This is a genomic window from Cyclobacterium sediminis, from assembly GCF_054781075.1.
On the sequence record NZ_BAAGVC010000022.1, the window covers coordinates 77,753 to 91,079 of the forward strand.

Sequence of the window (13,327 nt, forward strand, 5' to 3'; positions counted from 1 at the left end):
AATCTCTTAAAAATTATGAAAACTTTAATGACAATTTTGGTGGCTTGTGCGATTTTGGTATTGTCTTCATGCGCCTCAAGCAAACCCTGTCCTGCATATGCAAAGACAGGGAGTGTAGAAGCAAATGGTTAAGAGCTAAGCGGTTGTTTAATAATCTGCATACTTTTTAATATCATCTGCAGAGATACTCTTGCCGCCGAGAATTACCAATCTTTCAATTACATTTCTAAGCTCCCGGATATTTCCTGTCCAAGGGAATTCCTGTAGCTTTTGAATGGCTTCTTTATCTATCTCTTTTTTAGTGGTACCATATTCTGCGGCAATATCTCCCAAGAATTTGTCTACTAGCATTGGTATGTCTTCACTTCTGTCCTTCAGTGGAGGGACTTGGATGAGTATGACGCTAATTCTATGGTAAAGGTCTTCTCTGAAATTGCCATCAGAAATTTCTTGCTTTAGGTTTTTATTGGTAGCTGCCAATACCCGGACATTCACTTTAATGTCTTTGTCACCACCTACACGAGTGATTTTGTGTTCTTGTAAAGCCCTGAGTACTTTTGCTTGGGCAGAAAGACTCATGTCACCAATTTCATCCAGGAAGAGCGTCCCTCCATTGGCTTGTTCAAATTTCCCTTGGCGCTGTTTATTGGCGGAGGTAAAGGCACCTTTCTCATGGCCAAACAATTCACTTTCAATTAATTCGGCAGGTATTGCGGCACAGTTGACAGCAATGAAGGGTGCTTTTTCTCGGTTGCTTTTTTGATGAATCCAGTGGGACACCAATTCCTTACCTGTGCCATTGGGTCCGGTAATCAAAACTCTGGCATCTGTTGGAGCTACCTTTTCTATGGTTTCTTTTACAATAGAAATAGCTTTGGATTCACCCACCATGTCTAGCTTCTTAGAAAGCTTTTTCTTAAGCACTTTGGTTTCTTGTACCAATTCTTTTTTGTCCAAAGCATTCCTCACTGTAAGCAACAGTCGGTTTAAATCCGGAGGTTTGGGGATAAAGTCGAAAGCACCTTTCTTGGTAGCTTCCACGGCAGTTTCTATTGATCCATGGGCTGAAATCATGATAAACTGAGGTTGCTTGCTTAGCTCGGCTGCTTTGGAAAGGACTTCCATGCCATCCATTTTGGGCATTTTGATATCGCAAAGAACCAAATCAAAATCCTCGTTATTTAGCATTTCGAGACCTTTTACGCCATCTTCGGCTTCATATATTTCGTACTTTTCGTACTCAAGAATTTCTTTCAGTGTGGACCTGATGACTTTTTCATCATCAATTATCAAGATTTTCGGCATGTTTACAGCTATCCGTTTTTTTAGTAAAATTAAAAGTGCAGGCTTATAAGCCGGGTTCTGTTTCTCTTTTCAAAGTGTTTGCCATTTATCTAGCCTTTTCTTCACAGAAAAGGTCCAACGACCTACCCACTCCGGTTATCTAAGTAGATTTGGACGAGTAGCCCAATGACCGGAGCCTATTTGGTCTTTCAACCCATAAGGTTTGCCTTGCGATATCGGTCACCCGGTACCCGGTAGGCTCTTACCCTACCTTTTCACCCTTACCCCTTTAGGTAATACTGCCAGGGCGGTTTTTTTTCTGTGGCACTTTCTGTTGTTTTGGCATTCCTGCCTAAACACCTTCCCGTTAGGAAGTATGGTACTCTATGTTGCCCGGACTTTCCTCTCTTCTCAATGTGAACATTAAGAACAGCGACAAACCAGCCTGCACACCACAAAAATAAATCAAATAAACCCATAATTCACAATGATATTGGTTTTTAATTGATTGTTTACAAGGATCATATCCAATGATTCTGTTTCCCTATTCAAATTTATTGGTTATATTTCTAATAGGGATACAATTATTTAGTTGACTACGAGGATTATGAGAAGTTTATTTAAAGGATTAATTGCCGGATATGGCGCCTATAAATTGGGCGGGGGCTGTTTTAGCACCGTCTTGATTTTTATTTTGCTTTGGTTTTTATTGGGGCAATGTACCTGAATTATGAATCCAATGAAAAGGGTTCAATTTCAAAAAAACATAGGTTAAAATTTATTTTTAACCTATTTAAGAAAACGATACCTTTGTAAAAAAATAGGAGCATATGATATTAGTTGAGAATGCGGTTATCAGCGATGATATTAAGGAGCAATTTTTTGTTTGTGACTTGGGGAAATGCAAAGGAGCATGTTGCGTAGAAGGAGATGCCGGAGCACCACTGCTGGACGATGAAATTGAAGTCCTCGAAAAAGATTACCCTTCCATCGCTCCTTTTCTTACAGATGAGGGTAGGGAAGCCATTTCCGAAAAAGGAACCTGGGTGATCGATCAGGAAAATGAAAAAGGAACCACCACAATTGGTGAAAATGGAGCTTGTGCTTTTGCCATTACCGATGAGAGAGGGATATTAAAATGTGGTATTGAAGAAGCTTATAATCAAGGGAAAACTTCCTTTAAAAAACCCATTAGCTGTCATTTGTATCCGATCCGAATCACCAAATATGATGAGTATGAAGCATTGAACTACGACCGCTGGGAAATATGTGACCCTGCTTGTTCATTGGGTAATTCCTTAGGCGTTCCATTATATAGATTTTTGAAAGGGGCTCTTGTAAGGAAATATGGAGAAGAATGGTATGCAGCCCTCCTTGAAGAAATAGGTGTGGAAGAGTAAAATTGTTCAGTGTTTAAGTGTACATTCCATCGTATATAGCTTTATGCTTTTCTGACATAATATTCATTTTATACTACCTAGGCATTAATAATCGCAAGCATTATTTAATAAATTAAAAAGCCCTTGCCCAATTCATACTGTTGAATTTGACAAGGGCTTTTCTATTTTTATTTCGGCCTTAATTAAATCTTACAATGTCTGCTCCCAATGCATTGAGCCGTTGATCAATGTACTGATAACCCCTATCGATTTGTTCCACATTGTCAATAATGGATACGCCCTCAGCAGACAGGGCTGCTATCAAGAGAGAGACCCCTGCCCTTATGTCGGGAGAAGTCATTCGAATACCCTTCAGCGGATACTTTCGGTCCAAACCGATAACCGTAGCCCTATGAGGATCACAGAGGATGATTTGAGCCCCCATGTCGATCAACTTGTCCACAAAAAACAACCTGCTTTCAAACATCTTCTGATGAACCAGTACGGTTCCTTTCGCTTGTGTTGCCACCACCAAGACTATGCTCAGCAAATCCGGGGTAAAACCCGGCCATATGGCATCCGAAACCGTTAAAATAGACCCATCTATAAAAGTTTCGATTTCAAAATGCTTTCTTGCAGGGATGTATATATCGTCCCCTTTAATTTCAAGCTTAATGCCTAATCTCCTAAAGGTGTCGGGTATTATCCCGAGTTTGTCTACTTTGGCATCTTTGATTGTAATCTCTGATTGGGTCATGGCTGCCAGCCCTATAAAAGATCCAATCTCAATCATGTCAGGCAATAGGGTATGTTCTGTACCTTGAAGGCTTTTTACACCTGTGATTTCCAAAAGGTTTGAGCCTACCCCGGTTATTTTACCACCCATGCTGTTTATCATCAGGCATAGCTGCTGAATATAGGGTTCACAGGCTGCATTATAAATGGTAGTTTTTCCTTCAGCCATGGCTGCTGCCATGATGATATTGGCAGTTCCGGTTACGGAAGCCTCATCAAGTAACATATAGGTGCCTTTCAGTTGGCTTCCATCTATCTTATATAGTTCCTTTTTGGCATCATAATGGAATTTTGCCCCAAGTTTTTGGAAACCCGTAAAATGAGTGTCCATTCTTCGTCTGCCAATTTTGTCCCCTCCCGGTTTAGAAATTTTTCCGCTCCCGAATCTGGAAAGCAAGGGACCAAGAAGCATAACTGATCCTCTAAGGCTTGAGGCTTTTTCAAGATATGTTTCTGTTTCTAAGTAATCAAGCTTGATGTTTTTGGCTGTAAAGGAGTAGCTTTCCGGTCCTTGTTTTTTGACGACCACTCCCATGTCTGAGAGCAGTTCAATTAGTTTATTTACATCCCTGATGTTAGGGATTTTATTGATGATAACCTCCTCAGATGTAAGCAATACGGCACAGAGGATTTGCAAGGCTTCGTTTTTAGCGCCTTGGGGAGTGATTTCACCTTTAAGTTTCGTCCCTCCATTTACCCGAAATGATGCCATTAATTTCTTCTTTTTTTGCTATTAGAACCGTTATTTCTTCTTTTTCCTCCGGAATAATTCCTTCTTCCACCACTGTTGGAGTTGTTTCCCGAATTATTTGGAACATTGCTTTTGAAATCCCTACGCATGCTGGTTTCAAAAAGTCCGTTTTCTTTGACTTTTTCGAGGTCAATGTGGAGTTTACCTTTGGAGAGGGATTTGATGTCATCAATAATGATGGCATCATCAAAGTTTTCACGATTCCAGGTAGAGTGAAAGCTTCGCATCAATTGTCCGATATAAATCAAAGCGGTTTCTTGCTCCTGATCATCTTCTATTTCAATAGCTTTTGCTATTAACTTTTCAATATTTCTTCCATAGTGCTTGTATCGAACTTCTCCTTTAGGATAACCAATCGGAAGCGGTTTTTTACCCAGCAGTTCTTTTTCCGGCATTGGGAAAGGAGAATCCACTTCGAGTGAGAAATCTGACATAATGTACATATCGTCCCAAAGCTTTTGATCACTTTCGGTTTTTAATAATGGATTGAGTTGTTTCATCAACTCCACCAATGCGTATGCGTATTCTGTCCGTTTCTCTTGATCGGGAACAGTTTTTACATAATCCACTAATTTCTGGATGTTTTTTCCGTATTCTTTCAAAATAACTTTGTTTTTAGGCTTTTCATTATTTACCATGATACCTGCTTTTAAGTTTCCTGAACTTTTCTCAATATACTAAAAAAAAATGCATTAGTTAAGTCTCAGGTGCTTCCGGTATCTATGATCATTTGCTATTCTACTATGCGAAGCTTTGCAAAGCTAAGTAATAATGTTTTATCTCCAAAATGCTCGAAATGAATATGTGCTTTTCTATTGGTACCCTCGGTTTCAATGCCATGTACTTTTCCAAAGCCAAACTTAGGGTGCTCCACCTTCATTCCTTCTTTCAAATTATTGGTGTTGGAGGGTTTAAAGTTAGGTCCGGGGTCATGTAATTTGCTCGTTGTATTTCTAATGGCCGGCTTTTTCTTAAGCCCAACAAAGCCTTGTTTTCCCTCACTTTCCCTAAAACTACTGGAAAGTTTACTGCTTAGTTTTTTATTGACCTTGATAAATGTTGGGTCAATTTCTTCCAAAAACCTACTGGGCTCACAATTAAGCAATCTTCCATAACGGTACCTCGTCAGGGCATAACTGAAGTACAACTTCTCCATGGCCCTGGTTGTAGCTACATAAAACAATCGCCTTTCTTCTTCCAGGTCTTCTCTGCTTTGCATCATCATCTGGGAAGGAAAAAGATCTTCTTCCATTCCTACCACAAACACATACTTAAATTCGAGACCCTTGGAGGAGTGAATGGTCATCATGGTAACGGTATCCTGATTGTTTTTGTTTTGGTCTTCATCTGTCAGTAGGGCAATTTCCTGAAGAAAAGCACCTAATGATTTGTCTTCATTTTCCGGATTGTCTACATACTCCTTGATGGCGTTGAGCAATTCCTGAACGTTCTCATACCTGTTGAGTCCTTCAATGGTTTTGTCTTCATACAAATCTCGCAAAAGCCCCGATTGCTTGGCGATAGATGTGGCCGCTTCAAATGCATCTTTTCTTTCCACTTCCATTTTGAAGCTTTTGATCATGGTGCAAAAATCTGTGACTGCATTTGCACCTCTGCCCGATAAGAAACTCTGGCTATTGTTAAGCACTTTCCACAATGAAATATCATGTTCATAGGCGCCCACCATAAGTTTTTCAACACTGGTGTTTCCTATACCTCTTTTGGGGTAATTAATGATTCTTTTAAAAGCTTCTTCATCTTCATGGTTGACCACAAACCTAAAGTAGCCCATGAGGTCTTTGATCTCTTTCCTCTGGTAAAATGAAAGTCCGCCAATAATTCTATAAGCGATTCCTGACTTTCTCAGGGCTTCCTCCATAGACCTGGACTGGGAGTTTGTCCGGTACAAAATGGCAAAATCACTATTGCTTAATTGCTTGTTATTTTTTTCTTCAAAAATAGTCGCTGCCACCATTCTGCCTTCTTCATTGTCTGAAGAGGCTTTCATCAATTCAATTAAATCTCCGGAATCATTTTGAGTCCAAACATTTTTTTTGAGTTGTGATTTGTTTTTGGCAATGATAGAGTTGGCGGTTTCTACAATGTTCTTGGTTGACCTGTAGTTTTGCTCCAGCTTAACGACCAAAAGGTCTGGATAATCTTTTTCAAAATTCAGAATGTTCTGAATGTCAGCCCCCCTAAAGGCATAAATACTTTGCGCATCATCTCCCACCACGCATATGTTCTGATGAACGGCAGCAAGTTTTTTAGTGATCAGGTATTGGGAAAGGTTGGTGTCTTGAAACTCATCCACCATCACATATCGAAACCTTTGCTGGTATTTGTTCAATACATCAGGATGGTCCCGAAACAAGATGTTGGTATTGAAAAGCAAGTCGTCAAAATCCATGGCTGAGGACCTAAATAGCCTGTTTTGGTAGGCCTTATAGATTTCTCCCATTTTTGGTTTCATGGCAGCTTCATCATCAGCGATAATATAAGGGTCGTTAAGGTATGCCTGCCAGCCGATCAGCCTATTCTTAGCCCCGGAAATTCTGGAAAGTACCGTATTGGCCTTGTAAACCTTATCGTCCAATTTCATCTCTTTAACAATGGATCTGATAAGTGATTTGCTGTCGTCACTGTCATATATCGTGAAATTGCTCGGATAACCTAATTTTTGAGCTTCCACACGTAGGATTTTAGCAAAGACAGAGTGAAATGTTCCCATCCAGGTGTTTCTCGCCTCCAAGCCTATCAGCTTCTCAATACGCTGCTTCATTTCACTGGCAGCCTTATTGGTAAAGGTTAAGGAGAGGATCTGAAAAGCATCTACCTTTTTTTCGTGAATTAAATGGGCAATTCTGTAAGTTAGCACTCTGGTTTTTCCTGAACCTGCGCCTGCAATAATCATTACCGGGCCTTCAGTTTTTTTTACAGCTTCAAGTTGAGGAGGATTAAGGGTGGCTAAATATTCCATATTCTATTCAATTTACTTTTTTCCAGCTAAGTGATTGTAGCCGGTTCAAAGTTATCAATTCTTTTTCAGCTTACGTTCAGATACAATTTAATTGTCAATGATTATAAAACTGAAAAGGATGTTTAATTGGTTCTGTTTTCTTTATGAATGCTTTTATACAGTCAACTACTACCTTAAAAAAAACTACCTTAGATAAGGTTGTTTGAAAGGTAATAGGTCAAGGTAGTTATTAATTATGGTTTTTTTTGCTTCCACCTATTGTGTGACCATAAATAAAGAGAGGGTTCATCTCGTATATTTTTTTCTAATAGGTTGATAAATTTATCAGTAATGGAATGCTGCTCATGATCCAGGTAAGGAGGTTGGCTTAAAACCTGATATTCAAAAATATAATGTCCTCTTTTGGGTTTGCTTGTATGTGCATAAATAACTTTAGTGTTGAATTTTTTGGCCAGTTTTTCTCCTCCTTCAAAAAAAGCAGTTTCCCGATTCATAAATGGAGTCCAATACCTGATGTCAGATAAATTGGGGCGCTGATCGGCAGCCAAAACGATGAGCCTAGGCTTATTTCGATTTCTCAAAAAAGTACGTTGAAAGGATTTTCTTTCAGTAAGAATTGCTCCAAAACGGCAGCGCATGGACTTCATTAGTTTTTCAAAAAATGGAGCACTCAACTTTGTGTAAACTGTTTCGCACTTTTCACCCATATTGGAAGAAGCCGTTAAAAGGTGTCCTTCCCAGTTAAAAAAATGCCCACACATCCCTATCACAATTTCTCCATTGTCTACATTGTCAGTCACCAAGTTTGAATTTTTGGTAACAAACCTTCGATGGAGTTCTTTTTTACCCATGGTCAGCAGTTTGATCGTTTCTGCCATGGAGTCAGTAAAGTTTCTATAAAATTTCCTAGCTATAGCTTTTACTTCCGCATCACTTTTTTCGGGGAAACCATTTTTGATATTGTTCAGGACTACTTTTTTTCTATACCCAATTACATAATAGGCTAAAAGGTAAAAGAGGTCCGAAAAAATAAACAGGACTATCAGTGGTAGTTTGGAAAACAGCCGAAATAAGAGCATATTACTTTTTGCGAGGTTTAATGAGAAATCATCCCGGGTCAAAATAATGAAATATTAGTGACTTTCTTGAGGAAAATTAGTTATAAATAAACCCAATTAGTAATTTTATGGTCTATGTCCGAAGCTCAAAGAAAAAAATATTCAGATAAAGATAAAAACAACATTTTTGATCATGAATTCATGCCTCATATAGATTCCATGTACAATTTCGCGTACAGGTTGACTTTCGATGAGGATGATGCCAAAGACTTGGTGCAGGATACTTATCTCAAGGCTTACCGATTTATCAACTCTTTTGAGAAAGGCACCAATGCCAAAGCTTGGTTATTCAGGATATTAAAAAACAGTTTTATCAATGAATACCGCAAGAAAAGCAAGCAACCCGCAAAGGTAGATTATCAAGAGGTTGAAACTTATTATAACTCAGAGAATGTTGATTATAATATGACCTCTGATTTGAGGGTGGATGCGGTTAAAGATATGCTAGGTGATGAGATTTCAAATGCATTGAATAGCCTTGCTGTCGACTTCAGGACCGTGATTATTCTTTGTGACTTGGAAGGTTTTACTTATGAGGAAATGGCAAAGATTTTGGATATCCCTATAGGCACGGTCAGGTCAAGACTTCATCGCGCAAGGAACCTTTTAAAGGATAAACTTCGTTCCTATGCTGGAAACATGGGGTATGATACTGAAGAAGAATAAAAATAGCATCGAAAACACTTAAAATGGACAAGAATCAAAATACATCCAACAAAAGAAAGGAAAACTGTAGTGATGAAAACAAGTGCTTTGAACTTTTGGAAAGCATTTTGGATGGGGAAGGCACGGCTGATTCAAAAGAAATCCTAAATGAGAAAATCGCTAAATGTCAGCCATGTTTTGAGCATTATCATTTGGAAAAAGTGATCAAAGAGATTTTGCAAAATAAATGCACCAAACACATGGTGCCCTCCGAATTAGCTGCTACCATTAGGCAAAAAATCCAAGATTTAAAGTAAGGATTATGTCTCAAGGAAAAGTAATTATTTTTTCAGCTCCTTCCGGATCTGGTAAAACCACTATTGTCAAACACCTATTAGCACATGAGCCTTTATTGGGCTTTTCAATATCTGCTTGTACCAGAGACAAGAGGGGCAGAGAAGAAGAAAATGGGAAAGATTATTATTTTTTGACTCCAGAGGAGTTTCGCGAAAAAATAAATCAAGATGCTTTTATTGAATGGGAAGAAGTTTATGCCGGCAACTTTTACGGCACCCTCAAGGAAGAGATCAAAAGAATTTGGGACCAAGGTAGACATGTAATATTTGACGTAGATGTAAAAGGGGGGATAAACCTAAAAGAATATTTTGGTGACAAGGCCCTTTCCATTTTTGTTAAAGTACCCTCAATGGAAGATTTAGCCCAAAGGCTCCGAGACAGAGGAACAGAATCTGAAGAGAGCCTGTCCAGGAGAATCTACAAGGCTAAGTTTGAGTTGGGGTTTGAGAAAAAGTTTGACGTCGTCCTTGTCAATGAAGACTTGGATCGCTCCTTCAAGGAAGCAGAGAAATTGGTTGCTGATTTTATTAAAAAATAATTGATTTGAAAGTAGGGCTTTATTTTGGATCATTCAACCCTATTCATGTGGGGCACTTGATTATTGCCGATACCATGCAAGATCAGACGGAGTTGGACGAGGTCTGGTTTATTGTTTCTCCACAAAACCCAATGAAGTCAAGTAAGTCCTTGTTGCATGAGTTTGATAGACTCAAAATGGTGGAATTGGCCACAGCAGACCATTTTAGGTTTAAAGTAAAGGATGTTGAGTTTCATATGCCAAGGCCCAGTTACACCATAGATACCCTTACCTACCTTACTGAGCAATATCCGACCCACGAGTTTTCCTTGATCCTAGGAAGTGATAACCTCAATCATTTTCATAAATGGAAAAATAGTGAGGAATTATTAAAACAATACAAGTTATTTGTGTATCCTCGTCCGGGGAAAAATAAAAAGGTAACCCACGAAAATATTTACTTTGTAGATGCCCCGCTTCTTGATATTTCGGCGACTTTTATTCGCAAAATGATTCATAAAGGAGGCTCGGTAAGGTACTTATTGCATCCCCATGTGATGGATTATATTCGGGACAAAAAATTCTTTATTTAGAAGTTTAGGTTTAAGGCTTTTGCCATATTTTTCAGCCATTTAAACGCTCTATTCCTCGCTCAAATTTACACCTTTAACGGTTACAAAGTTGCGCTGGTATTTTGATTTACCTTCAAGTAAAAGTTTACTGATAGCTAGTGCCTCTTATGTGAAGAAAAGGTAAATTTCTGTTACAGGTTAGGCCTGCAACAGAAATTTACCATTGTATCTTTTTTCAGGATTTAATCTATCCTTGTTTTTATTTTCTGATTGATAAGGTTTGCGATTCCTTTTCCTTGTTCTACGCCGTTATCAATGGCAGGGAGGTAATGAATGCCTCCAAAAAAGCGACTAATGGCAGCCTCAGTAGATGCCATACGGAAAGAATCAAATTCCCTAACCCCTAAACCAAATTGTACTTCAGTTGAATCTACAAAATGAAAAGGTTCCCCCAATAGCTTTGTCAATGCTTCTGCTGCAGCTGTAGAGACTACACTGTGACCACTGGTATACTCGGGAAAAGGAGGTGTTTGTAACAAGGGCAACCAGTTTTTGTCCATGTATATATTGATGTATGTTTCGGGCCTAATCAATACACTTCGGTATTTCTCATCCCAACAGGAAATGAAACCATCAAATAAATAAATAGCGGTAGTGGCCATTGTTTCTGCAGTGGCTTTCCAATCAAGTTTTTTGGTTTTTGCTGCAATGCCTGCAATACCCATCCAGTGACCTCCGGGGGTTATTTTTTTTTCAGCAAACATGACATGGCCTTTTACATTCATTTTATAAGGGTTACAATCCCAGAAAAAGGCAATTTCTTCTTGTTCATCCTCAATGTTATTTCCTGCATCCATCACAGCCTTTGCATCTTGGTAGAAAGTGCTTTCAGGAATGGTATCAAATGCAGGGGGAGGCTCAGGAGCAAATTGACTGGCAGAATCTAAAAAGAATGGTCTGATCTTATTCCAATGAGGTTCAATGGCCTCTATATAAGCAGGTGGAGTGGGCGTCCAAGAACCGAAGTCTTCCGTTGGGGTGTATTTGCCAAAAGATCTGCTCTGATGGTAATTGTCCTCTGAAGCATAGGCAAGGATCTCCTCAGCCACAGCTTCTCCTAAGGCGATTGAGGCATCAAATTCTTCGTCCGGCATACCGGCACTTTTTATAGCTTCAAATAAATTATCTCTGTTTTCAGTTAGAAATTGCTCGGTAAATATCAGTTGAAGAGCTACTTTATAATACGCAGCAAGGCTGGCCAATTGAAAATTAGCCTGTGCATAGGAAGAGGGATCTACCGAAAGCGCTTGGGATTTGTTCAATTGTCCCATCAATGAGACATATTTATCCGGAGCGGTCAGGGCGACTATTTCGTAGGCTGCAATGGAAGGGTAAGCATAAATCCTACTTGCTACAGGAGGAGAAAAAATGTCATGTACAAGTGTTTCTGTTAAGCTCTCATTGGCTTCTATCAGGTAATAATTGTCTGTTAAAAGTTGCTTGTATTGATCATTTTTACCACAAGAGCCTAAGAAGAGAAGCAGTCCCAAACCTAGGAAATAGGGCGTGAAAAGAAGCTTTAATTGATTTGATAACATGATTTGAAAAGATAAAGGTGATGAATAGTAGTTATTAGTGAAGTTTGGTTTGATTAAGGTGTTTTTGATAAGATTCGAGTATCCAGTTTCCCACTTTTTTGCCTTGGTCTTGCCCTCTGGTAATGGCGTCCATATAATGAATACCTCCATATAATCTTGAGATGCTAGCTTCTTCGGAAGCGTGCATAAACGAACTATATGCCCTACTACCCAGCCCATATTGTTCTTCTACGGTATCTGTATATTTATAATCATCTCCAAAAAAATGGGTAAGCATTACAGCTGCAGTGGTGGAAATGGTGGAGTGCCCACTAAGGTATTCCGGAAAAGGAGGCGTTTGTAACATGGGCTTGTAGGTGGGATCAATTATTTTGCGAATGGCCGTTTCTGGACGAATTCTGTCACTCCTGAATTTTTCATCCCAGCAACTAATAAATCCATCCATAAGCCCAATACTTACCAAGCTATTAATTTTTATGGTTTCTTCGAAACTTAAATTGGATTGCTCACAAGCAATTGCGGTGATTCCCATCCAATGGCCGCCCGGAGAAATTTGCTTGATTCCTACCATCAGATGGCCGGTCTCTTCTAAAGCAAATGGATTGCAGTCCCAAAATGCCGCAATTTCACGTTGTTCTTTATTCATTTCAAGGCTGTAAACTTCTTCCATTAAAGCATAAAACTCCGATTCGGGGTCGGTAGAAAAAGCTATCGGAGGAAGTGGTTTGAATTGATCAGCAGCCTTCAAAGTAAAAGGGCGAACGGTATTAAAATAAGGTTCTACCGGTGCAAAATAACCGGGTGGAGTAGGGTACCATTTTCCGGCACCTTCAGAGGGCTGATACCTTGGATAGTTGCTAATCTCCCTGTATTGGTCATTTTGGGCGTAATTTAAGATCTGTTCGCTTATCTCCTTTGCATACCGGCTCGCTTCCGAAATTTCCTGTTCAGTATATCCCCAAGATTTACATGAATCGGCCAAGCTTAATCTGTATGCATCTAATTCTGCACCGGATGGCTGCATGGCAGCGGCAGTATGTAGCATGGCAAAAAGAGCACTTATTTCAGGTGACGGACTCTCTAAGCTTGGTTCTGTAATAGAGGGGAACTTGTTTAAGAAGCCGGTAAAAGACGGATATTCCTCATTGGAAATGGCAATGGTTTCATAAGCCGAAAGGCATGCATAGGCATAAAATCTGGCAGCTAAAGGTGGGTTGGTAATGTCGTGAACCATCAGCTCTGTCATTTTTTCAGTTGCTAGACCAATGCTGGCAGCCGGAATCGGACGCTTTTCCACTGGGGGGNGGCTATTTTCTTTTAAAATTGTCATT

The 13,327-nt window shown here is 39.4% G+C and carries 12 protein-coding genes and 1 other RNA gene; 5 read left to right on the forward strand and 8 right to left on the reverse strand.

Translation table 11 applies throughout. From position 1 onward, the window contains the following. Nucleotides 1-147: 147 nt before the first annotated feature. Complete coding sequence (locus ACYVHJ_RS18335) at nt 148-1,305, reverse strand: sigma-54-dependent transcriptional regulator (protein WP_460517736.1); 1,158 nt, start codon at nt 1,303-1,305, stop codon at nt 148-150. 30 nt (nt 1,306-1,335) lie between these two features. After that, nucleotides 1,336-1,736: RNase P RNA component class A (gene rnpB / locus ACYVHJ_RS18340), an RNA gene on the reverse strand. Nucleotides 1,737-2,114: 378 nt separating this feature from the next. Between rnpB and ACYVHJ_RS18345 the strand changes: the two genes are divergently transcribed. Then, nucleotides 2,115-2,684 (forward strand): DUF3109 family protein, encoded by a 570-nt coding sequence (locus ACYVHJ_RS18345; protein ID WP_460517739.1) that lies wholly within the window; start codon nt 2,115-2,117, stop codon nt 2,682-2,684. Between the two features lie 178 nt (nt 2,685-2,862). Here ACYVHJ_RS18345 and murA read toward each other — a convergent pair whose 3' ends face one another. From murA to ACYVHJ_RS18365, 4 genes are all read right to left on the reverse strand, one after another. After that, nucleotides 2,863-4,170, reverse strand: coding sequence for a UDP-N-acetylglucosamine 1-carboxyvinyltransferase (gene murA, locus ACYVHJ_RS18350; protein ID WP_460517742.1), 1,308 nt, complete (start codon nt 4,168-4,170; stop codon nt 2,863-2,865). Further along, the gene (locus ACYVHJ_RS18355; protein WP_339901770.1) at nt 4,170-4,847 is read right to left on the reverse strand and encodes a DUF4290 domain-containing protein; all 678 of its coding nucleotides are present in this window, start codon (nt 4,845-4,847) and stop codon (nt 4,170-4,172) included. The genes murA and ACYVHJ_RS18355 overlap by 1 nt, the downstream gene beginning before the upstream one ends. A gap of 95 nt (nt 4,848-4,942) precedes the next feature. After that, nucleotides 4,943-7,189 carry an ATP-dependent helicase gene (locus ACYVHJ_RS18360; RefSeq protein WP_460517746.1) on the reverse strand — a complete coding sequence of 749 codons (2,247 nt, stop codon included), beginning with the start codon at nt 7,187-7,189 and terminating at the stop codon, nt 4,943-4,945. 233 nt (nt 7,190-7,422) lie between these two features. Further along, the gene (locus tag ACYVHJ_RS18365; protein WP_339901772.1) at nt 7,423-8,268 is read right to left on the reverse strand and encodes a lysophospholipid acyltransferase family protein; all 846 of its coding nucleotides are present in this window, start codon (nt 8,266-8,268) and stop codon (nt 7,423-7,425) included. Between the two features lie 114 nt (nt 8,269-8,382). Between ACYVHJ_RS18365 and ACYVHJ_RS18370 the strand changes: the two genes are divergently transcribed. From ACYVHJ_RS18370 to nadD, 4 genes are read left to right on the forward strand one after another with little or no spacing between them, the layout of a single operon-like run. After that, nucleotides 8,383-8,973 (forward strand): sigma-70 family RNA polymerase sigma factor, encoded by a 591-nt coding sequence (locus ACYVHJ_RS18370; protein WP_339901773.1) that lies wholly within the window; start codon nt 8,383-8,385, stop codon nt 8,971-8,973. 23 nt (nt 8,974-8,996) lie between these two features. Next, complete coding sequence (locus ACYVHJ_RS18375; protein ID WP_014020596.1) at nt 8,997-9,269, forward strand: anti-sigma factor; 273 nt, start codon at nt 8,997-8,999, stop codon at nt 9,267-9,269. A 5-nt stretch (nt 9,270-9,274) separates the two neighbouring features. Continuing rightward, on the forward strand, nt 9,275-9,847 hold the full coding sequence (gmk, locus tag ACYVHJ_RS18380) for a guanylate kinase (RefSeq protein ID WP_339901109.1): 573 nt from the start codon (nt 9,275-9,277) through the stop codon (nt 9,845-9,847). Between the two features lie 5 nt (nt 9,848-9,852). Then, a complete protein-coding gene (gene nadD / locus ACYVHJ_RS18385; protein WP_339901110.1) occupies nt 9,853-10,419 on the forward strand; it encodes a nicotinate (nicotinamide) nucleotide adenylyltransferase in 567 nt (188 codons plus the stop codon). A 221-nt stretch (nt 10,420-10,640) separates the two neighbouring features. Here nadD and ACYVHJ_RS18390 read toward each other — a convergent pair whose 3' ends face one another. Together ACYVHJ_RS18390 and ACYVHJ_RS18395 are read right to left on the reverse strand one after the other, a co-directional pair. After that, nucleotides 10,641-11,996 (reverse strand): vanadium-dependent haloperoxidase, encoded by a 1,356-nt coding sequence (locus ACYVHJ_RS18390; protein WP_339901112.1) that lies wholly within the window; start codon nt 11,994-11,996, stop codon nt 10,641-10,643. Between the two features lie 34 nt (nt 11,997-12,030). Continuing rightward, the gene (locus ACYVHJ_RS18395) at nt 12,031-13,326 is read right to left on the reverse strand and encodes a vanadium-dependent haloperoxidase (protein ID WP_460517753.1); all 1,296 of its coding nucleotides are present in this window, start codon (nt 13,324-13,326) and stop codon (nt 12,031-12,033) included. Nucleotide 13,327: the final 1 nt, after the last annotated feature.